Genomic DNA, 21,564 nt, shown 5'->3' with positions numbered 1-21,564 from the left:
CGCCGAGCTCTCAGCTCTCAGCTCTTCGGCTGAGTGAGTGCCATCGGAAGCACGACATCGTCGGGCGAACCCCCCTCGAGGAGCTCGATGAGGGTACGTGCGCACCGGGCGCCCATCTCGATGGGATCCAGGTCCAAGTACACCAGGCGCGGATCGAGTGCGGCGCTGGCTTCACCGACGACGGAGACGGCGAGGTCCTTCGGCACGACGAGGCCGGCCTCCGCCGCGGCTTCGGTGATCGCGCTCGAGTAGGTCGCGTTGAGGCAGTGCACGCCGTCGACCGCGCCGTGCGAGCCGGACAGCAGCTCCCGGGCGCCCTCGATGGGGGACTGATCGCTCCCGAGGAGGTACACGTTCGAAGCGATGCCGCGCTCCGAGCACCACGTCTCGTAGGCGCGCTGCGAGCTGATCGTGTACTCGTCGTCGGCGCCTCCGCGGAAGAACGCCGGCCGAGTCGAGCCGTGTCCGGCCAGCGCATCGAGCGCTGACGGAATGCCCTCCTCCAAGGCGGACCTGACGGACCTGAGTCGTGCGCTCGGATCCGCGTCGCTGTAGCCGCCGTCAGCGACGACGGCACGACCCTGCTCCAGCGCGTGTCGGATGATCAGGTCGGACGGAGCGGGGTCGACCACGATGAGCCCGTCGAGCGGAATCGGCTCGTTCAGCCGCCCGGACTCGTCGGTCCGGACAGCAGCGATCGAGTAGCCGTGTTCGAGGGCTTCCATCGCGGCACCCGCGATGATCCCCCGGTAGTAGGGAAGGTAGGTCTGCTCCCAGATGAGGCTCTCGCCGTGCCTGACCGCGACCCCGATCACGTGGGTTCGACCGGAGCGGAACACCTTGCTGATCCAGCCCGGCTGATAGCCCAGCCGGTCGCCCGCCTCGAGTACTTTGCGCCGGGTCCCTGCGGCGATCTTGCCCTTGTCGTTGTAGACCAGGGACACCGTGGCGGTCGAAACACCGGCAGCCTCGGCGACGTCGCGGATCGCGACCTTCTGCGGCTTCATTGTCACCTTTCCCGGGTGGCGGGCCGGCGTCGGGTTTGACACCGTGCGCGTCAGGGATGATACTAACCACACCAAAAGTAAACCGGTTTATTCCACTCGTCAATCTGATGGGTTTGAACCGGTTTATCTCCACGAGATTGAAGGACTTCGATGAAGAAGCAGCTCCTGACCGGGATCGTCCTCGCTGTCGCCGCCTCGCTCGCCCTGTCCGGGTGCAGTGCAACGGGCTCCGGTGACGCAGCCGACGCGAAGAAGCCGTACGGCGAATGCCCGCTGGCCGGCGAGAAGGGCGAGTTCACCCTCGACACGGTCACGCCCGGTGAGCTCCTGGTGCGTGCGGATCTGCCCAGCCCCGGCTGGTACAACGGCGACACCGTCGACGAGATCGACTCGGGCGTCGACTACTGCATCCTCGCGAACATCGCGTACCGCTCCGGCATCGACACGATCATCCTGCAGAACGCGTCATTCGATGCGCTGATCGCCGGCAAGGGCGGCGAGATGGACCTCACGCTCAATCAGATCGGCATCACCGAGGAGCGGGCGAAGATCTTCGACTTCTCCGACGCGTATCACGACGCGAACACGGCCGTGGTGACCAAGAGCGGTTCCGAACTCACCGAGGACGACCTGCTCGATGCGAAACTCGGCGTGAAGCAGGGCACCACGCAGCAGCTCTTCGTCACCGAGACGATGAAGCCCACGCAGCAGATCGCGGTGTACCCCGGTGACAACGAGCTCGATGCCGCGGTCGCCGCAGGTCAGATCGATGCCGCGATCCAGGACCTCTCCGTCGCGCTGGGGGCCGTGAACGCCTCGGGCGGCAAGCTCCTCGCTGTCGCCCAGGTCCAGACGGGCACCAAGATGGGTGTGCTGCTGCCGAAGGCCTCGCCGAACACTGCAGTCGTCAACGAGATCCTCGCCCAGATGAGGGAGGACGGCACCCTCGCGGAGCTTGAGTCCAAGTACCTCGGCGCCGCGTACGGAATCGACCCCACCACCGTTCCAGTCTGGAACGTCCGGTGAGTCTCGGCACCGCCACCCGTCCGGTGCGCGTGAGCAGCCCGCTGGCGCAGCGTCGCGACACCTCCGGGTCGGTCATGCTGATCGGCAGCCTGGTGTGGCTCTTCACCGTCGCATTCACGGTGTGGACCGCGCTCGAGCTGCCTGCCGTCGCCGACGAAGGCTGGCGAGTCGTGATCGGGATCGCGCTCTGGCTCGTCGTGGCCCTCGCCGTCATCGCCGGGCTGCCGCTCCTGCGCGGCATCCGCTACCGAACCGAAGCGGCGCGCGCCGACGCCGCTGGTGATCTCGCCGCCGCGCGAGCCGCGCGGTCCCGCGCCACCCAGTCCGGATGGGTCGCCGCCGGCTGGACGCTGCCGCTGATCGCGGTCGCCGTCTTCGCGCAGTTCCTGGCAGCCAACGACCACGCCGTGCAGACGACGTTCTTCGACGTGCCGTTCATGCTGCGCAGTCTGCAGGACATCCTGGTCGGGTTCTGGGTGAACGTGCAGATCGCGATCGTGGCCGAGGTCCTCATCCTCGTCTGGGCGCTGTTCGTCGCGCTGGCGAAGCTCACTCCCGGCGTCGCCGGGCGACCGATCCGCTGGATCGCGACGACGTACATCGACATCTTCCGAGCGGTCCCGTCCATCGTCGTGATCTACCTGATCGGGTTCGGTCTCCCGCTCGCGCAGATTCCGTTCCTCAGCGACCTCGGGCCGTTCTGGTCTGCTGTGCTCGCACTCACGCTCATCTACGGCGCGTACGTCGCCGAGGTCTACCGGTCCGGTATCGAAGGCGTGCACTGGTCGCAGGTCGCGGCCTCTCGTTCCCTCGGGCTGAGCTACGGCAAGACGATGCGCTTCGTGGTCGTCCCGCAGGCCGTTCGCCGTGTCATGCCGCCTCTGCTGAACGACTTCATCGGATTGCAGAAGGACACCGCGCTCGTCACGATCATCGGAACGGTCGAGGCGTTCACCCAGGCGAAGATCTACGCCGGAAACTACTTCAATCTGTCGTCGGTGACCGTCGTCGCGATCATCTTCATCATCATCACCATTCCGCAGACCCGGTTCGTCGACCGGCTCATCGAACGCGACTCCCGCGCGAAGACCAGGAGCTGACCGACATGGCATTCCTTGAACTGACCGACGTCGACAAGTCGTACGGCGATCACCAGGTGCTCAACGGCATCACCCTGCAGGTCGAGAAGCACCAGGTCGTGTGCCTGATCGGAGCATCGGGCTGCGGCAAGTCGACCCTGCTGCGCACGATCAACGGACTGGAGGAGATCCAGGGCGGCGAGATCTCCCTCGACGGCGACGTGATCTCGGGAGAGGGCGTCGACCTGAACGCCATCCGCACCCGGATCGGGATCGTCTTCCAGAGCTTCAACCTCTTCCCGCACATGACCGCGCTCGAGAACATCACCCTTGCGCCGCGCCGTGTACTCGGCGTCTCGAAGGCCGAGGCCGACGATTACGCGATGAAGCTGCTCACACGAGTGGGGCTGGCCGACAAGGCGAACGCCTACCCCGACAAGCTCTCGGGCGGCCAGCAGCAGCGTGTCGCCATCGTGCGCGCGGTGGCCATGAACCCCGACGTCATCCTCCTCGACGAGATCACGTCGGCACTCGACCCCGAGCTGGTCGCCGAGGTGCTCAACATCGTGAAGGATCTCGCTGCTGAGGGCCTCACGATCGTCATGGCGACCCACGAGATGAGCTTCGCCCGTGAGGTCGCCGACACCATCGCGTTCCTGCATGAGGGCCGCGTCCTCGAAAGCGGCCCGCCCGACCAGATCTTCACCGCGCCGCGCGAGGAGCGCACCCGCGAATTCCTCCACCGCATCGTCGAGGCAGGACGACTGTGAGCACTGAAGCAGTCATCTCGGCACTCGACCTCGAGCCCTCGGTCCACACGGAAGGAAGCACGATGCGCCGTGTCGTCATCGTCCAGCACGAAGACAACGCCGGAATCGGGCGATTCGCCGCCCCGTTGGAGGAACTCGGCGTCACGGTCACCACGGTTGGCCCGGGCATCGGAGTCGATGTCCCCGAAGCGCTCGGCGACGTGGAGGGCCTCATCGTCCTCGGCGGGTCGCCGGGACCGAACGATGACGGCACCGCTCCATGGCTCCCGCGGGTCCGTGGGCTGATTCAGGAGGCACTCGACCGGGAGCTGCCGTATCTCGGCATCTGCCTCGGCGGGCAGCTGCTCGCCGTCGTCGCAGGCGGTACGGTCGAACCGGTCAGGATCCGCCCCGAGATCGGACTCAGTGAGATCGAGACGACGGCGGCAGGAGCATCCGACCCGCTGGTCGGGGAGTTGCCGAAGCAGACCCGGTCGATGCAATGGCACTTCGAGGAAGTCACGCTGCTGCCGCCGGGTTCGGTCTCGCTCATGAGCAGCGGCTCCTGCCCGAACCAGGCGTTCCGCGTCGGGTCGAAGGCGTGGGGCGTGCAGTTCCATCCGGAAGCCGACGCCACGACTGCGAAGAGCTGGGCGACGGGCGATGACGCTCAACTCACACGGATCGGGATGACCGCTGAGGCGGTCACTGCGCCGTTCGGGCTGGCCGATCCCGAGCTCGACGAGACCTGGATCCCGCTCTTGAAGCGCTGGGTCGCCTTCCTCTAGGAGGCGTGCGACGATGAGCGAAACGATGAGGGCGTCGGAATCCGCGGGGCCACCGAACGAGGTCGTGAACGACGAGGGCCGGATGTCGCGAGCCGCCGAGCTGAAGTCACACGCGAACGGGACTCTGCGACGCGAGACCGACTCCCTCATCGCGCTCAGTCATCGCATTTCCGAACACCCGGAGACCGGGCTGCGCGAGGTACGGGCTGCCGGATGGCTTCTCGAGATCGCGAGCACGGTTCCGGATGTCGGCATCGAAACCGGTATCGCCGGGATGCCGACCGCGTTCGCCGCCGAGGTCGGTACGGGTGAGCTCGTCGTGTCCATCTGCGCGGAGTACGACGCGCTCCCCGGCATCGGGCACGGCTGCGGACACAACATCATCGCGGCTGCCGCGGTGGGCGCCTTCGTCTCGCTCGCCCCGCTGGCGGACGACCTCGGCGCGACGATCCGGCTCCTGGGAACCCCCGCCGAGGAGAACGAGGGCGGGAAGATCCGCATACTGCGAGCCGGGGCATTCGCGGGCACGAACCTCGCGATGATGGTGCACCCGGGCTCCGTCGACGAAGCCAGCATGAACCCCTACGCCTCAGCGGTCATCGAGGCGCGCTTCACCGGTCGCGAAGCACACGCGTCGATCGCTCCGCACGAGGGTGTGAACGCACTCGACGCGATGACCGTCGCGCTCACCGCCATCGGTCTCGCGCGGCAACAGCTCGCGCCCGGCCAGCAGGTCCACGGCACCGTGGTCGATGGCGGCGGCGCGCCGAACATCATCCCCGGAAGCACCGCAGGGATCTGGATGATCCGCGCCACCGACCTCCCGGGTCTCCGCCGTGTGCGCGACCGCGTCGAGGACTGCATCCGGGCCGGGGCCCTTGCCGCCGGGTGCGAGGTCGAGATCTCCCAAGACGAGCTGAGCTATCACGACTTGCGCATCGACCGGCCGCTCACCGAGCTCTATGTCGAGAATGCGCATCTCGTCGGGCGGAGCCCGGCCGGAGTCGCGCACCGCGGCGGATCGACCGACATGGGGAACATCTCCCAGGTGTTCCCATCGATCCATCCGATGGTCGGTCTCGGCGATGCCGGGCTGGTGCTGCATACGCCGGAGTTCGCAGCGGCGGCGCGCGGACCTGCAGGAGATCGTGCAGTGCTCGATGGCGCGCTGCTGCTCGCCGCCGTCGCCATCGACGCGTGCTGCGATCCAGTTCATCGGGAGCGACTCCTCAGCGACAACGCGATATCCGAAGAACACGCGCTCCATTCCTGACGTCGGTGGGCAGCGCGACAATCGTCGAATGGCCGACGACCGCTTCATGACGATCCACGACCCGGAGCTGCTCGCGAGGGGCGAGCGTGTGCTGGGCGACGAGTTCACGGCGATGAACGAGCGAGTGCGGGAGGTCACCGAGCTGACCTCCCGCCTCAACGTCCTCCCGTTCGGCGACGAGGCGGGCAAGGTGGCACTGCTCCAGCAGATCCTGGGTCGCCCGCTGCCGGCAAGGCTGACGATCTATCCGCCCTTCTACACCGACCACGGTCTCCGGCTGGAGCTGGCGGAGCGCGTCTTCATCAACCAGGGCTGCACGTTCCTCGACTACGCCGGCATCCGGCTGGGCGAGGGAGTGATGATCGGCCCGAAGGTCACGTTCATCACCGTCGGCCACCCCGTCGACCCCGGCGAGCGGCGCCGGTTCCTCAGCGGCGCGCCGATCGATGTGGCCGAGAACGTGTGGATCGGTGCGGGCGCGATGATCCTGCCCGGCGTGAGCATCGGTCGCGATGCCGTCGTCGCGGCCGGCACGATCGTGGCCGACGATGTACCGGCCGCGAGCCTGGTGGCGGGGCCGAAGGGCACGGTGCGTCGACGCTGGTGAACGCGGCTGCGCATCGGGCTTAGGGTAGGCTTACCTCATCCCCCTGTTCGCTCGTCTGGAGGCATCCGCCGTGCTCACGACCATGCCTGTACAGCACTCGATGCTGCTCGGCGGCGCTCACGACGACCTCGCGCTCATCACCGAATCGGGCGCGCTCAGCTACGGAGAACTCGCTGCGAGGGTCGCCGATCGCCGCCGCGAACTCGGAGCAACACGTCGGCTCGTCATGCTCCAGGCCTCCAACGATGTCGAGCCGCTGATCACCTACCTCGCCGCCCTCGAGGACCGGCACCCGATCCTGCTCGTCGCACCGGGCGAAGACGAAGCCTCGGTCCGCCACCGGGCGCACCTCGCCGAGCGGTTCGATCCCGACGTCATCGCCGCCGGGGCCGGCAACGGACCGATCCTGCACGAAGTGCGCGTCGGAACCTCCCATCGGTTCTCGCCCGACCTGGCGATGCTCGTCAGCACGTCCGGTTCGACCGGATCCCCGAAGCTGGTGCGGTTGTCGCGGGAGAACCTCGTGAGCAACGCGCGCGCCATCGCCGACTACCTGCGACTCACTCCGGCAGACCGCGCAGCGACGACGCTGCCCATGCATTACTGCTACGGACTGTCGGTCGTCAACAGTCACCTCGTCGCCGGCGCCAGCCTCATGCTGACGGACCGTTCGGTGACGGATGCCGCGTTCTGGGAGGACGCGAGCACGCACCGCATCAGCTCGTTCGCGGGAGTGCCGTACACGTTCGAACTGCTCGAGGCCGGAGGGTTCGCCGAGCGGCTCCCCGACAGCATCCGCTACCTGACACAAGCCGGAGGCCGTCTCGCCCCGGAGGCGATCCGCCGATTCGCCCGTCTCGGCGACCGGCGCGGGTTCGAGTTCTTCGTCATGTACGGCCAGACCGAGGCGACGGCACGCATGGCATACGTGCCGGCAGAGGTCGCCGAGCAGGCGGCAGGCGCCATCGGTCGGCCGATCCCGGGCGGCCGGATGCGCATCGACGCGGAGCCCGGTGCTGAGATCGGCGAGTTGGTCTACGAAGGGCCGAACGTGATGCTCGGCTATGCCGAGAGTCCCGCCGACTTCGCGCTCGGACGCACCGTGCACGAGCTCCGCACCGGCGACCTTGCGAAGCAGCGTTCCGACGGCCTGTTCGAGGTGGTCGGCCGGATGAACCGGTTCGTGAAGGTGTTCGGACTGCGGGTCGATCTCGACGCCGTCCAGCGGCTGCTCGCGGAGGAGGGCATCGAGTCGCGTACCTCGAGCGCCGGCGAGCGGCTCCTCGTCTTCGTACGAGAGGAGCGACGAGTCGATGAGGCCCGTTCCCGCGCCGCCGCCCTGCTCGGCATCCCCGCCCACGCGGTGCGTGCGTACCCGATCGGCGAGTTCCCGTGCACCTCGAGCGGCAAGCCCGACTTCGGGGCGCTCACCAGGTACGCGACCCTGCTCGATCAGCGCCTCGACGAGCCGGTTCCGGCCGAGGCAGGTGCGACCGTCGCGGAGGACGTTCGCGAGGTCTTCGTCGAACTGCTCGGCCGCGCCGACGCGACCGTCGACGACAGCTTCGCCGGCCTCGGCGGGGACTCGCTGAGCTACGTGGAGGTCTCGCTCCGGCTCGAGGACCTCCTCGGCCGCCTGCCGCGGGATTGGCCCTCGCTCTCGGGCGAGCAGCTTGCGGTGACGGTTCAGGCTGCGGGCGGAGCGGCACCGCCGCACGACTCGCCCGTGGCGGCGGCGGGTGCCGCGGCATCCGCTCGGAGACGGAATCACCCACGTCGGAAGCCGATGCTTCCTCGCATGGAGACGCCTGCGGTGCTCCGAGCGATCGCGATCGTGCTGATCGTCGCCACGCACGCCGACCTGATCGGCATGAAGGGCGGCGCCCACCTGCTGCTCGCCGTCGCTGGATACAACCTCGCGCGCTTCCAGCTCGCCGACGTGCCGGGAGCGACCCGCGTGCGCCGGTTGCTGCGCAGCGCCGCCCAGATCGCGATTCCCGCAGTCATCTGGATCGGTGCGATCGCGGTGATCAGCGGCAAGTACACGTGGACGACCGCGCTGCTCGTGAACAACGTCGTTCCCGGCGACGGCCGGTGGAACGAGCAGTGGCAGTTCTGGTTCCTCGAAGCAGCGGTCTGGTCGATGCTCGGTCTCGCGCTGCTGTTCGCGATCCGCCCCATCGACCGGCTCGAGCGCCGGCATCCCTGGTCGTTCGCCGTGGTGCTGCTCGCCGCGACGATCGCGGTACGTTTCGCGTCGACGGGGGTCGAGGCGCAGCGCGTCGATCGGTACACGGCCGTCATCGTGCTCTGGTGCCTGATGCTCGGCTGGGTCATCGCCCGCGCCGACACGACGTGGAAGCGCGTGATCGTCTCGGCGGCCGTCGTGGTCGCCACCTTCGGATTCTTCGGCGAGCCGGCGCGCGAGGCGGTCGTCGTGCTCGGTCTGCTGCTGCTGATCTGGGCGCCGCAGCTCCGGTTGCCGCGGCCGCTCGTGCCCGTGGTCCGGCTGCTTGCGGGGGCATCCCTGTTCATCTACCTGACGCATTGGGTGGTGTACCCGGCGTGGGAGGCGAGCGCCCCGCTGGTCGGCACCGTCCTGTCGCTGGTCGTCGGCGTCGCGGCCTGGTACCTCTACCGAGTGGTCGGGCGTTCCTTCGAGCTACTGCGCGCTCGCGTCGGCGCTCGCGTTCAGGGTGCGAGCGCCGAGCGCACCGGATCCGAAGCTGCGGCATCGGGGTAGAGCACCACGCCACCGGCGACGTGGACGGACACCGCCCGCCCGACTGGGAAGCGGTCGGCTTCGTACAGCGGGACGCGATGGGTGAGCGAGAATCCTTCGGCGGTTCCGAGTCGCAGCTCCAGTTCGACGGCGGTGCCGCTCGGCCGCGCCGACACCACCGTGGCGTTGCCGTCTCCGGCGGCTTCATCGACCCGCAGCTGGGACGGTCTCAGCATCGCGCGCACCGAGCGCGCACCGCCGCTGCGGTCGTGGCGGACCGGCACCACTCCGAATGCGCAGACCGCCCGAGCGTCGTCGTTCGCATGCGCCGGAACGAACAGCGCGGCACCGAGGAACTCGGCGATCTCCGCGCTCGCCGGGGCATCGAACACCTCTGCGGGGCGGCCGGCCTGGACGAGTCGGCCGCGAGCGATCACGGCGAGCTGGTCACCGAACGACAGCGCCTCCTCCTGGTCGTGGGTGACCAGGATCGTCGTGACGCCGCTGCGCGCGAGGGCGCGGGTCATCGCAGCCCGGGTGTGGGCGCGGAGACCGGTGTCGAGCGCCGAGAACGGTTCGTCGAGCAGGATCACCTTCGGGTCGGGCGCGAGCGCACGGGCGAGGGCCACACGCTGCTGCTGTCCGCCCGACAACTGGTGCGGGTAACGGTCCAGGAAATCGGGGTCCAGCGAGGTGAGATCCATCACCTCGCGGATCCGCTCCTCCCGGATGGGGGAGCGTGGCACGCCGAACCCGATGTTGCCACGCACCGAGAGGTGGGGGAAGAGCGCCCCGTCCTGCGCCACGTAGCCGATGCCGCGACGGTGGGCACTGATCGTCGTCGTCGGACTGGCGAGGAGTCGACCCTCGAGACGGACTTCACCGGTGCCCGGTTGCTCGAACCCGGCGATGATCCGGAGCAGCGTGCTCTTGCCGCTGCCGGAGGCGCCGACGATCGCGAGGCGGGCCCCGCGCTCGACGTCGAAGCTCACCCGCTCGAGCACCGGCTGGGTGCCGAACGACTTCGACACGTCGGTCAACTGCAGACTCAACGGCTCCTCCGAGCTTTGACTTGGGCGAACATCAGGGCGACGGCCGGTACCGACAGCAGAACGAGGGTGAGGGCGTACGGCGCCGCCGCGGCGTAGTCGATGGCCGAAGCCGCCGCCCAGAACCCGGTCGCAACGGTACGCGTGCCGGTGGGGGCGAGCAGGAGGGTGGCGGTGAGCTCGTTCGCCGCACCGAGCGCCACGAGGGCGGCGCCGGCCGCCAGCGATGGGAGCAGCAGCGGTGCGGTCACGCGGACCTTCGCCATGAACGGCGAGACGCCGAGTGATCGGGCGGCCTCCTCGAAGCCCTCGGGGATCTGCGCGACACCCGCGCGCACCGAGACCAATGCGCGTGGCAGGAAGATGAGCACGTACGCCGCGATCACCGTCGCCACCGTCTGGTACATCACAGGCAGCACCCGCAGGGTGAACGTGACGAGAGCGAGCGCCACGATGATCGCCGGCAGGCTGCTGGCGACGTAGTACGCACCCTCGAGCGCGCGGGCCGTTCGGCCGGGATAGCGCGCGGCGATCCACGCGATCGGCAATGCGACGACGAGCGCGGCGACGGCTCCGCCCACCGACAGCAGCACGGTCTGCCACGTCGCGTTCAGCAGCGGCTGCCAGTCGGCGGCGTCCGTGGCGAACAACCACCGGCCGACATTGGCCAGCGGCACCGCGACCGCGGCCGTGGCGAGGGCGAGGAGCGCGGCGACGACGAACGGCGTGGCCCGACCGAGCGCGATCCGGGGTGCAGGCAGCTGCGTGCCGCTGCCCACGCGGGAGTAGCGCAGTCTCCCACGTGCCGCGGCCTCGAACACGAGCACCACGAAGCAGAGCGTCGCGAGCACGACACCGAGCGCGGCGGCGTTCGGGCCGGCGAAGCCCGCCTGGTACGCGACGACGATGGCGGTGGTGAACGTCTCGAAACGGAGGAACGCGAACGCGCCGTACTCGGCGAGCAGGTGCAGCGCGACGACGAGCCCGCCGCCGAGCATCGCCAGCCGCAACTGCGGCAGGACGACTCGGAAGAACACCCTCCACCCGTTCATTCCGAGTGAACGTGCCGACTCCTCGAGTGCGGGGTCGAGTCCTCGGAGGCTGGCCAAGGCCGGCAGGTAGACCAGCGGGTAGTAGGCGAGCGTGGCGACGAGCAAGCCGCCGCCGAGTCCGTTGATCGATGGGATGGCGCTGGCCCAGCCGTAGCTCGCGACGAAGGCGGGGATCGTCAGCGGCACGACGAGGAGCACCGCGAACAGGCGACGCGCCGGCAGTGTCGTGCGCTCGACGAGCCAGGCTCCGCCGACGCCGAGTACGACGGTGCAGGGGACGCCGAGCAGAACAAGCAGCACCGTGTTCGCGAGCAGCTCGCCGACCCTGGGCCTGAAGACCAGTTCGGCGAGTTGCTCCCAGCCGATGGCGAACGCGGCCTGGACGACGTAGCCCACCGGGATCAGGGCGGCCGCGGCGAAGAGGACGGCGAACACGACGAGGCCGACGGGAGGACGCCTGCGGTCCGTCGCTCCCGCCGGCTTCGGCGTTCCGGTCAGTGTCAGAGCAGACCGGCTTCGGTCATGAGCTCGACGACATCGGGCCCGTTCAGGGTCGACGGGTCGATGGCAGGGGCGTTCAGCGAGTCGAGGGCGGGAAGCGGGGAGCGCGCCGGAATGCCCGTGCTGACGGGGTACTCGAAGCTGTAGCCCTCGCCGAGGATCGTCTGGCCTGCGGCGCCGGCGAGCCAGGCGAGGAACTGCTGCGCCTCGTCGGCGTGCGTGCTGGACTTCAGTACGCCGCCGCCGGAGACGCTCACGAACGCGCCCGGGTCCTGGTTGCCGAAGTAGTGCAGCTTCGTGTTGGCGCTGTTCTCTGCGGTGCCGTCCTGATCGCGGTACCAGTAGTAGTGGTAGATCACGCCGACCGGCACCTCGCCCGCGTTCACGGCCTTCATCGTGGCGATGTTGTTGTTGTAGACGGTCGCGTTCTCGTGCATGCCGTCCAACCATGCACTCGTGGCGTCCTCGCCCTGGGTGGCGAGCATCGCAGAGACGATCGCCTGGAAGTCGGCGCCGCTCGGCGCGGCACCCCAGCGACCCTTCCACTCCGGATCCTGGAGGTCCATGAGCGATGGCGGAAGCTCCGCCTCGGTGATCAAGGACGGGTTGTAGACCAGCACGGTGGAGCGGGCGGCGATGCCCGTCCACGCGCCCGATGACGGACGGTACTGCTCGGGCACGAGGTCGAGTGTCGTCGAGTCGACGGGTGCGAAGAGCCCGGCTTCCTCGACGAGCGACATCGCCGGGGAGTTCTCGGTCAGGAACACGTCCGCAGGCGAAGCCGCGCCTTCGGTCACGATCTGGTTCGAGAGTTCGCTGTCACCGCCATTGCGGAGGGACACCTCGATGCCGGTCTCCTCGGTGAACGCAGCGGTCCACTCCTCGGTCAGCTGTTCGTGCTGGGCGTTGTAGATGACGAGGGCGTCGGTGGACGTCGAGGCATCCGGAGCTTCGCCGGTTGCGGCGCACCCGGCGAGCACCAGCGAGGCCGCTGCGACGGGGAGGATGGCTGCACGGAACAGTCTGATTCGCATGAAGGGAGATCCTTATCGAGGGAGGTAAGGCTATCCTAATCGGCGGTTGGGAGGTCGGCGTGACGTGAGGGATGCATGCGCTCTCCACTCCGGTCGACCCGATCGTGGGCCGGACCGCTGAATCCACGCTGAACGCGTCGGGCTACGCCTCCGCGCCGTCGGGCGGCGGCGCTTCGGCGGCGGCATCCGCTCTGGACTCGCGACCTCGATTCACGGCAGCGGTGAGCAGCCGGATGCCGGCGCCGAGCACGATCAGGTTCAGGATCATCTGGAACATGACGAGGAGCCGCGCCGTCTCGCTCGCAGGGCTGATGTCGCCGAACCCGACCGTGGCGAACACGGTGACGGTGAAGTAGAGCGTGTCGACGCGAGTCGGATCTTCGGCCGTGAACGCGGCCGGGTCGCCCTGCGCCATCACGAAGTAGCTCGCCGCGAACAGCAGGAGATAGAGCGGGGCGATGACGGCGAGCGCCTCGATGCCGCGGAGTCCCGGCTGCGTCGAACGCACGATGGCTCGCGTCTGCCAGTACGTGACCCCCAGCATGACGACGAGTGCGACGAGGAGCGTCGCCCACAACGGCAGCACGCCGACCCGGTCGAGCGGCAGGAGGAAGTACAGCGCCACGATCGCGACGGTCATGACCAGCGCGCGGAGCAGCCCCCGCACGATGTAGCGGCGTCGCTCTGATCGGGAGAGATCCCGGTCGATGATGTCGGTCATGCGGTCGCCCGATTCGTTCTTCTGCTCGCACCGAGCCGGGGACAGTACACGGGAGGCGCAACCGTGCTGCATCACGCAGATCGAATGATTCGGACTGCCGCGCGGCTCGGTAGCGTCATCGCGCACCGGAAAGGGACCGGCGTCGCGAATCAGCCTGGCGGCAGGCATCCAGCCGACGGACGACGCGACCGAGATCGGAGAGCATCATGCGGTGGAACAGGAAGCGAACTGCGGAGAGCTCGTCCGGCGGCGAGAACGCGGATCCGACTGCGGTCGCGGAGGCCGCGAACCTGCATCGGAATGCGTTCATCATGATGGGGATCGGTGGGGCGACCATCGCGGCGTTCGGTCTCGCGGCGATCGCGGGCATCTTCGCCCCGTTCTTCCTGGGCGTCGTGCTGACGATCTGCGTGCACCCGCTGCGGGTGTGGCTCGAGAAGCGCGGAGTGTCCCGGGGCATCGCGACCGGGGCCGTGATCGTGACGGTCATCGGTCTGCTGCTCGCGCTCGGGTACGCGATGCTGGTCGCGTTCGGGCAGTTCGGTGCCCTGCTGGCGGACTTCAGTGATCAGATCGCCGCGTTCGGGCAGGATGTCGCGGCCTGGCTGTCCTCGATCGGCGTCGCCGCCGGCGAGGTCGACAGCATCTTCGCGAGCTTCGACCCGTCGGCGCTGCTCGGCTTCCTCGGCGGACTGATCGGCGGACTCACGGGGTGGGTGTCGCTGCTCGTCATCATCTTCACCATGCTGCTGCTGATGGGCATGGATGCCGGGTTCGTGCCGACCCTGCTCAAGCAGCTGTACCCGGCGCGGCCGCTGATCGTCGCCTCCCTCGTGACCTACGGGGCGAACGTGCGCCGGTACATGGTCGCGACCACGGTGCTCGGGCTCGCGCAGGGCGTCGTCGACTGGATCGCCCTGCTCATCATCGGGGTGCCCGGCGCGTTCATCTGGGGTCTGCTCGCGTTCGTGTGCTCGTTCATCCCGAACATCGGCTACTTCATCGCCCTCATCCCGCCGATCATCTTCGCCGCCCTGGTCGGCGGTTGGCCGATGGTCCTCGTCGTCATCGTCGTGTACGCCATCATCAACGGCGTCATCCAGTCGGTGATCCAGCCGCGGGTCATCGGCAAGGCCGTGAACCTGAGCCAGACGATCACGTTCTTCTCGGTGCTGTTCTGGGCCGTCGTGATCGGTCCGATCGGGGCGATCCTCGCCATTCCGCTGACCCTGCTGGTGCGCCTCATCCTCGTCGACTCGAACCCGCAGATGAGCTGGATCCGGCCCATGCTCGGCGAACTCGACGAGACGAGAGCCGTCATGGCGCAGTTCGACGCCGACGCCAAGGCCGAACGCAAGGCACGCAAAGCCGCAAAGGCGAGCGGCACGCCAGGTGGCGCGCCGCCCGTCTCCGCTGCGTGATCACGCGCAGCCGGCGTCAGGACTGCTCGTCGTCGTCGTCCTCTTCGAGGAGCGCGATCTCCAGATCGTCGAGCGCGATCTCCGCCGCGAGTGCCTTGACGATGTTCGCGGTGGCGGCCGCGACGCGAGCCGTGCCGACGATCGGCGCGATCGCGGTGAGGACACCGCGAAGGTTCTCGGCATCGAGGCCGACATCGCCGCCGACGTCGAGGTTGAGCGCATAGGAGACCGGCGCGGCATCGACGGCCACGAGGGCGGCGACGCGCACGAGCATCAGCGTCTGGAGGTCGAGGGTCGATGCCTCGAACGAGTCGGCGGTCATCTGCGCGAGCAGTTCGAGTACGGGGGCGTCGTCGTTGGTTGCGTCAGTCATGGTGGGTCCTTCCCCTGGTGGATCGTGGCGGAGCGCAGCGGCGCTCCATGCGCCATTGCAGTCGTCGAGGCCACGAGTCGCATCATCGAGATCGAACGAAACCCCTGAGGCATATGCTCCCGCGCAGCTTCACCGGACGACGCGGATGTCGTGGCACCGTCGACGTCTGCGTCGTGTCGACGCCGGCGTCGTAAAGTGAACGCATGGCGGGTGGAGGCGGTGATCGGCGGTCGGTCGCCCGCAAGGTCTTCGCGATCGCCGACGCCTTCACGGGCCGCGAGGAGCTCTCGCTGAGCGAGATCGCCGGGCGTGCGAACCTGCCGCTGTCGACGGCCCACCGCCTCGTGGCCGAGTGGGTCGAATGGGGCGGCCTCGAGCGCGGCGACGACGGCAACTACCGTGTCGGCGTACGGGTCTGGCGGCTCGGCGTCCGGCAGCCGACCGCCATGCGGCTGCGGCGGGTGGCGATGCCCTACCTCGAGGACCTGCTCGAATCGACGCACGAGCACGTGCACCTCGCGATCCGCGACGGGCTCGGCGCCACCTACCTTGAGCGGCTCTCCGGCCCGGCGGCGGTGCCGGCCATCTCCGACATCGGCTCGCGCCTGCCGCTGCACGCCACGGGCGTCGGGCTCGTGCTCCTCTCGTACGCGCCGCCCGAGGTGTTCGAGGAGTTGCTCGCCTCGGGGCCGCGCGCGTACCAGCCCGGCACGATCACCGACGAGCGGGGGCTGCGCCGGCGCATGGCCGAGATCCGCTCGACCGGCATCGCGACCACGGTCGAGGAGCTCACGCCGGGCGCGTTCTCGATCGCCGCCCCGGTGCGCGACGCCACCGGCGAGGTGCTCGCCGCCGTGTCGATCGTCGCGCACGTCGAACGGCTGGCCGAGCCGCAGATCTCCCTCGGCGTGCGCATGGCCGCGCGGGGCATCTCGTCGGCGCTCGGGTATCGCGCGCACGTCGACTGAGTCCTTCCGCCCAGTGGAAGGAGGTACCGGCGACGAGGTCGTTCGCGCGAAGCTCGTCACGACCATCCCGACGACGCGAGAGGCCGGTACGTGCCAGCATCCACCTCAGTGGCCATCATCGGCGCGGGCCCGGCGGGCCTCCTGCTCGGCCATCTCCTCGCCCAGGCGGGAGTACCCTTCGTCATCCTCGAGGCGCAGACGCGCGAACACGTGCTCGGACGCATCCGCGCCGGCGTGCTCGAACAGGGTTCGGTCGATCTGCTCGCCCAGCACGGTCTCGACGCCGACCTCCGCGAGCGCGGCCTCACCCACCACGGCATCTACCTGCAGTACGAGGGGCAGCGCCACCACATCGACTTCCTCGACCTCGTCGGGCGCACCGTCACCGTCTACGGGCAGCAGGCGCTCGTCGCCCACCTGCTCGCGGAGCACGACCGCATCGGCTCGACGATCGTCTTCGAGGCGAATGGCGTGCAGCCCGCCGGCGTCACCGGCCCGCGTCCCACGGTGAACTACACGCACCACGGCGTCACCGCCGAGATCGAGTGCGACCTCGTCGTCGGCGCGGACGGGTACCACGGCATCTGCCGCCGCAGCATCCCCGCCGGCGAGATCGAGGTCTTCGAACGCAGCTACCCGTTCGGCTGGCTCGGCATCCTCGCCGACGTTCCGCCGTCGACCGACGACCTGATCTACGCCCTGCACCCCCACGGCTTCGGCATGCACTCGATGCGCTCGCTCGAGGTCTCGCGCCTCTACGTGCAGGTCGCGCCCGACGAGTCGATCGACGACTGGAGCGATGCGCGCATCTGGGATGCGCTGCACGAGCGGCTCGGTCTCGAGGGCTGGCAGCTGCAGGAGGGCCCGATCACCGAGAAGTCGGTGACGCCGATGCGCAGCTTCGTGACGTCGACACTGCAGCACGGCCGCATGTTCCTCGCCGGCGACGCAGGTCACATCGTGCCGCCGACCGGTGCGAAGGGGCTGAACTCCGCGCTCGCCGACGTGGCACTGCTCGGGCAGGCGATCCTCGACCACCGCGCCGGCGACGACACCGGCCTCGCCCGGTACAGCGATCGCGCCCTCGCCCGCCAGTGGAAGGTGCAGCACTTCTCGCAGTGGATGACCGAGATGCTGCACGTGCACCACGCGGTTCCGGATGCCTCGGCGCGCGCCTTCCGCTATCGCAGCCAGGTGGGGCAGCTCGACCATCTCACCGGTTCCCTCGCCGCCCGCCGGAGCCTCGCCGAGCAGTACACCGGCCTTCCCTTCACGGAGTGACCATGCCACGACCAGCACCTCAGCCCGAACAGACCCAGCCCGACGCGACCCAGCCCGGCGAGACCCAGCCCGGCGAGACCCAGCAGGGCATCAGCGCCGAGATCGCGGCGCTCCACCGCGCAGCACAGGAGGCCGCGGCATCCGGCGCCCCTGTGCCCGCCCACCCGCCGCGCGACTTCCCGCCGTACCGCTCCACGCAGCTGCGGCATCCGACGCGCGAGCTCGTGCGCGCCGATCCCGAGGAGATCGAGCTCGTCTCGCCCGCGTTCGGGCACACCGATGTCGCGGCCGAGGAGGCCGACCTGACGATCCAGCACACCGGTGAGCCGCTCGGCGAGCGGATCATCCTCACCGGGCGGGTGCTCGACGGCGAGGGCCGGCCCGTCCGAAATCAGCTCGTCGAGATCTGGCAGGCCAACGCCTCGGGCCGGTACGTGCACAAGCGCGACCAGCACCCGGCGCCGCTCGACCCGAACTTCACGGGTGTCGGGCGCATCATCACGGGCGACGACGGCTCGTACCGGCTGACGACCATCAAGCCGGGCGCCTACCCGTGGAAGAACCACCGCAATGCGTGGCGGCCCGCGCACATCCACTTCTCGTTCTTCGGCTCCGCGTTCACCCAGCGGCTCGTGACGCAGATGTACTTTCCCGGCGATCCGCTCTTCGCGCTCGACCCGATCTACCAGTCGATCACCGACCAGCGCGCGCGCGATCGATTGGTCGCGACATACGATCACGACGTGAGCGAGCCCGAGTGGGCACTCGGCTACCGCTGGGACGTGGTGCTCACGGGGCCGAGATCGACCTGGATGGAACCGGAGGACGCCGACCATGCCTGACCAGCCTTCGCTGCGTGCGCGCGCGAATGCGCCTGACGAATCGAACCTGCCGGCGCCCGAGCCGCTGCAGACGCCCGCGCAGACCGTCGGCCCCTTCTTCGGCTACGCCCTGCCCTACGCCGGGGGCCCGGCGGTGCGCGCAGCGTGGCAGCCCGACGCCATCCGCCTGCACGGCACGGTCTTCGACGGCGCCGGCGACCCGATCCCCGACGCGATCGTCGAGATCTGGGGCCCGGATGCCGCCGGCCGCCCCTCCACGGAGCGCGGCGTGCTCGAGCGCGACCAGCACGGGTTCTCGGGCTTCGGGCGGGCGGCGGTCGACCGCGACGGCCGCTTCGCGTTCACGACGATCAAGCCGGGCGCGACTCGGGAGGGCCTCGCGCCGTACCTGCTCGTGACCGTCTTCGCGCGCGGAGTGCTGCACCACCTCTTCACTCGGGCCTACTTCGACGACGAGGCCGCGGCGAACGGCACGGATCCGCTGCTCTCGACCATCGACCCGGCGCGGCGGCACACCCTCGTCGCCGAGTCCGACGGGCCGGCCTCGTACCGATTCGACATCCGGCTGCAGGGCGAGGGCGAGACCGTGTTCCTCGATTTCGCGGTCCTCGACCACGGCGACGAAGGCCGACGCGAGGGGATGCAGCGATGACCGACTGGGGACTCATCGATCCGGGCGCGGCCGACAGCGCCGGCACCGACGACGATGCGGTGCTCGCCGCCATGGTCGAGGTCGAGCGCGGGCTGCTCCGAGCGTGGGGGAGCGTGCTCGGCGAGCCGCTCGACGACGCGGCCGCCGCGCTCGATGCCGCCTCCCTCGACCGGGCTGCGCTGCAGCACGGCGTCGCCCGCGACGGCGTGCCCGTCGTCGCCCTCGTGCCGGCGCTCCAGGCGCAGCTCTCGGCGGCGGGGCTCGACACGGCGCCGCTCCACCTCGGCGCGACGAGCCAGGACATCGTCGACACGGCGCTCATGCTCGTCGCGCGCGACGCACTGCACGAGGCCCGCGCCCTCCTCGTCGAGGCGGGCAGCGGGCTCGTGGCGAGTGCGCAGCTCGAGCGGCACAGCCCGCGGATCGCCCGCTCCCTGGCGCGTCAGGCCGAGGCGAGCACGATCGGCGTGCTGGCCGCCGGCTGGCTCGACGGTCTCGCATCGGCCGTCGCCGCGATCGATGCGGTCGCCTTCCCCGTGCAGTTCGGCGGAGCCGTCGGCACCGGCACGGCAGCGGATGCCGCGGCTGCACGCCTCGACGGCTCCGAGGCGGTGCGCGCCGAACTCGCGGCCCGGCTCGGGCTCGCCGACCCCGACCGCTCCTGGCACACCGAGCGCACCCCGGTGCTCGCCGTCGCCTCGGCCGCGGCCGCCGTGGTCGCCGTGCTCGGTCGCATCGCGGGCGACGCGGCCTTCCTCTCCCGCGAGGAGATCGGCGAAGTCCGCCTCGCCGGCGGCGGCGGCTCGTCGGCGATGCCGCACAAGCGCAACCCCGTCGACGCCGTCGCGATCACCGCGGCCGCGACCGAGACGCCGGGACTGCTCCAGGTGATCGCCGCCGCCGCGATCGCCGGCGACGAGCGCTCCGCCGGCCGCTGGCACGCCGAGTGGGCGTCGCAGCGCCGACTCGTGCGACTCGCGCGATCCGCCTCCGCCGCCGGCGCCCGACTCCTCGGCGGTCTCGAATTCGACCGCGAGCGCGCCGCCGAGCTGCTCGAGCACGCCGGCCCGGCCGGCGAGCGCCCGTCGCACGACGTGCTCGTCGCGGCATCCGATCGCATCGTCGACCGTGCCGTCACCCGCTTCACCCGCATCGCCGACCAGGAGCAGCACGCATGACCGTTCCCAGACTGCTCGGGGCGTTCGCACCGGGCACCGCACCCGCAGCGTCGAACCCGCTCCTCGTGCTGCTGCCCTCGCTCGGCACGACGACCGCCCTGTGGGAGGGCGTGACCGACGCACTTCGCGCCGACGGGCGCACCGCCGGGCTCCGCGTGCTCCGCATCGACCTCCCCGGCCACGGCGCGAGCCCCGCCGCGTCCGAGCCGTTCACGATCGCCGAGCTCGCCGACGCCGTGCTGGCGGTCGTCGACGAGGCGGGCGGCGGGGCGTTCCACGTCGCGGGCGTCTCGCTCGGCGGCGCGGTCGCGCTCGAACTCGCGCTCGCCCGCCCCGGCCGGGTGCTGAGCCTCGTGATGAGCTGCAGCGGCGCGCGCATCGGCACCCACGACGGCTGGCTCGAACGTGCGGCTGCGGTGCGTGCGAGCGGCACCGCCTCCCTCGTCACCGGCAGCGCATCGCGCTGGTTCGTCCATGGATTCCTCGAGCGCGACGCGACAGGCGCCGGTGCACGGGCGCTCGCCGCGCTCGTCGACGTCGACGACGAGTCGTACGCGCGGTGCACCGAGGCCCTCGCGACCTTCGACCGCATGGCCGACCTCGCCGCGGTCGCCGTGCCGGTGCTCGCCGTCAGCGGCGGGCACGACGCGGTCACCGCCCCGGCCTCGATGCAGGCGCTCGCCGACGCGATCCCCGGCGGGCGGCACGTGTCGCTCGACGATGCATCGCACCTCGCCGTGCTCGAGCGACCGCAGCAGGCCGCGGGACTCATCGCGGAGCACCTCGCCCTCGCGGAGCGCGCGGCCGCGGCATCCGTCGCCCACGACCGCGGCATGCGCGTGCGCCGCAGTGTGCTCGGCGACGCGCACGTCGACCGCGCCGTCGCCGCCACGACGCCCGAGACCGCCGCGTTCCAGGACTTCCTCACGCGCTACGCCTGGGGCGAGGTGTGGGAGCGACCCGGACTCTCCCGTCGCGCACGGTCGATCGCGACGCTCGCGAGCCTCACGACCGGCGGCCACCACGGCGAGATCGCGATGCACGTGCGCGCGGCCCTCCGCAACGGCCTCACCCGCGACGAGATCGCCGAGGTGCTGCTGCACACCGCGCTGTACGCGGGGCTGCCGGCGTCGAACGAGGCGTTCGCGATCGCGCGCGAGGTGTTCGCCGAAGCGGATGCCGCCGAAGCGGACGCCGCCGCCGGCGATGTCGCAGCGGCACCCGACCCGAACGACTGACCC

General features: G+C 69.8%; 20 protein-coding genes. 14 read left to right on the top strand and 6 right to left on the bottom strand.

Annotated features, from left to right (window positions below; all coding sequences use genetic code 11):
* Positions 1-17 precede the first annotated feature (17 nt).
* Entirely contained in the window at positions 18-1,007 is a 990-nt protein-coding gene (locus ASE14_RS18640; RefSeq protein WP_056658627.1) for a LacI family DNA-binding transcriptional regulator, read from the bottom strand.
* A gap of 150 nt (positions 1,008-1,157) precedes the next feature.
* Here ASE14_RS18640 and ASE14_RS18635 point away from each other — a divergent pair, with 150 nt between their 5' ends.
* From ASE14_RS18635 to ASE14_RS18605, 7 genes are all read left to right on the top strand, one after another.
* Positions 1,158-2,033: an ABC transporter substrate-binding protein gene (locus ASE14_RS18635; RefSeq protein WP_056658625.1), complete on the top strand. Its 876-nt coding sequence runs from the start codon at positions 1,158-1,160 to the stop codon at positions 2,031-2,033.
* Positions 2,030-3,133, top strand: a complete 1,104-nt coding sequence (locus tag ASE14_RS18630) for an amino acid ABC transporter permease (protein ID WP_056658624.1) — start codon at positions 2,030-2,032, stop codon at positions 3,131-3,133. The genes ASE14_RS18635 and ASE14_RS18630 overlap by 4 nt, the downstream gene beginning before the upstream one ends.
* Before the next feature lie 5 nt (positions 3,134-3,138).
* Positions 3,139-3,882, top strand: coding sequence for an amino acid ABC transporter ATP-binding protein (locus tag ASE14_RS18625; protein ID WP_056658621.1), 744 nt, complete (start codon positions 3,139-3,141; stop codon positions 3,880-3,882).
* Complete coding sequence (locus tag ASE14_RS18620) at positions 3,879-4,649, top strand: type 1 glutamine amidotransferase (protein ID WP_082601055.1); 771 nt, start codon at positions 3,879-3,881, stop codon at positions 4,647-4,649. Before ASE14_RS18625 ends, ASE14_RS18620 begins: the two co-directional genes overlap by 4 nt.
* Before the next feature lie 13 nt (positions 4,650-4,662).
* Complete coding sequence (locus ASE14_RS18615; protein WP_200953386.1) at positions 4,663-5,922, top strand: amidohydrolase; 1,260 nt, start codon at positions 4,663-4,665, stop codon at positions 5,920-5,922.
* A 28-nt stretch (positions 5,923-5,950) separates the two neighbouring features.
* Positions 5,951-6,529 (top strand): sugar O-acetyltransferase, encoded by a 579-nt coding sequence (locus tag ASE14_RS18610; RefSeq protein ID WP_056658613.1) that lies wholly within the window; start codon positions 5,951-5,953, stop codon positions 6,527-6,529.
* 70 nt (positions 6,530-6,599) lie between these two features.
* Positions 6,600-9,272: an AMP-binding protein gene (locus ASE14_RS18605; protein WP_200953385.1), complete on the top strand. Its 2,673-nt coding sequence runs from the start codon at positions 6,600-6,602 to the stop codon at positions 9,270-9,272.
* On the opposite strand, the gene ASE14_RS18600 is transcribed toward ASE14_RS18605, so the two are convergent.
* The 4 genes from ASE14_RS18600 to ASE14_RS18585 all read right to left on the bottom strand — a co-directional run bounded on the left by ASE14_RS18600 (position 9,221) and on the right by ASE14_RS18585 (position 13,608).
* Positions 9,221-10,282: an ABC transporter ATP-binding protein gene (locus ASE14_RS18600; protein WP_235511499.1), complete on the bottom strand. Its 1,062-nt coding sequence runs from the start codon at positions 10,280-10,282 to the stop codon at positions 9,221-9,223. The genes ASE14_RS18605 and ASE14_RS18600 overlap by 52 nt on opposite strands.
* A 17-nt stretch (positions 10,283-10,299) precedes the next feature.
* Entirely contained in the window at positions 10,300-11,787 is a 1,488-nt protein-coding gene (locus ASE14_RS18595) for an iron ABC transporter permease (protein ID WP_235511483.1), read from the bottom strand.
* 65 nt (positions 11,788-11,852) lie between these two features.
* Positions 11,853-12,887, bottom strand: coding sequence for an iron ABC transporter substrate-binding protein (locus tag ASE14_RS18590; protein WP_056658608.1), 1,035 nt, complete (start codon positions 12,885-12,887; stop codon positions 11,853-11,855).
* A gap of 142 nt (positions 12,888-13,029) precedes the next feature.
* The gene (locus tag ASE14_RS18585; protein ID WP_162257766.1) at positions 13,030-13,608 is read right to left on the bottom strand and encodes a potassium channel family protein; all 579 of its coding nucleotides are present in this window, start codon (positions 13,606-13,608) and stop codon (positions 13,030-13,032) included.
* 311 nt (positions 13,609-13,919) lie between these two features.
* On the opposite strand from ASE14_RS18585, the gene ASE14_RS18580 reads away from it, so the two are divergent.
* Positions 13,920-15,029, top strand: a complete 1,110-nt coding sequence (locus tag ASE14_RS18580; RefSeq protein ID WP_162257765.1) for an AI-2E family transporter — start codon at positions 13,920-13,922, stop codon at positions 15,027-15,029.
* 16 nt (positions 15,030-15,045) lie between these two features.
* Here ASE14_RS18580 and ASE14_RS18575 read toward each other — a convergent pair whose 3' ends face one another.
* Positions 15,046-15,402, bottom strand: coding sequence for a hypothetical protein (locus ASE14_RS18575; protein WP_056658607.1), 357 nt, complete (start codon positions 15,400-15,402; stop codon positions 15,046-15,048).
* Positions 15,403-15,605: 203 nt separating this feature from the next.
* Here ASE14_RS18575 and ASE14_RS18570 point away from each other — a divergent pair, with 203 nt between their 5' ends.
* From ASE14_RS18570 to pcaC, 6 genes are all read left to right on the top strand, one after another.
* Entirely contained in the window at positions 15,606-16,370 is a 765-nt protein-coding gene (locus ASE14_RS18570; RefSeq protein ID WP_056658606.1) for an IclR family transcriptional regulator, read from the top strand.
* Between the two features lie 108 nt (positions 16,371-16,478).
* Positions 16,479-17,651 (top strand): 4-hydroxybenzoate 3-monooxygenase, encoded by a 1,173-nt coding sequence (locus ASE14_RS18565; RefSeq protein ID WP_235511482.1) that lies wholly within the window; start codon positions 16,479-16,481, stop codon positions 17,649-17,651.
* Positions 17,652-17,653: 2 nt separating this feature from the next.
* Positions 17,654-18,493: a protocatechuate 3,4-dioxygenase subunit beta gene (gene pcaH, locus ASE14_RS18560; RefSeq protein ID WP_082601053.1), complete on the top strand. Its 840-nt coding sequence runs from the start codon at positions 17,654-17,656 to the stop codon at positions 18,491-18,493.
* Complete coding sequence (gene pcaG, locus ASE14_RS18555) at positions 18,486-19,145, top strand: protocatechuate 3,4-dioxygenase subunit alpha (protein ID WP_082601052.1); 660 nt, start codon at positions 18,486-18,488, stop codon at positions 19,143-19,145. The genes pcaH and pcaG overlap by 8 nt, the downstream gene beginning before the upstream one ends.
* A complete protein-coding gene (locus ASE14_RS18550) occupies positions 19,142-20,323 on the top strand; it encodes a lyase family protein (RefSeq protein WP_056658604.1) in 1,182 nt (393 codons plus the stop codon). The genes pcaG and ASE14_RS18550 overlap by 4 nt, the downstream gene beginning before the upstream one ends.
* Entirely contained in the window at positions 20,320-21,561 is a 1,242-nt protein-coding gene (pcaC, locus tag ASE14_RS18545) for a 4-carboxymuconolactone decarboxylase (RefSeq protein ID WP_056658603.1), read from the top strand. The genes ASE14_RS18550 and pcaC overlap by 4 nt, the downstream gene beginning before the upstream one ends.
* Positions 21,562-21,564: the final 3 nt, after the last annotated feature.

Origin of the sequence: Agromyces sp. Root81 (assembly GCF_001429165.1) — a bacterium.
Classification (GTDB): domain Bacteria; phylum Actinomycetota; class Actinomycetes; order Actinomycetales; family Microbacteriaceae; genus Agromyces.
Note: the sequence above shows the minus strand (reverse complement) of the source record. Positions and strands in the feature narration are given on the sequence as shown.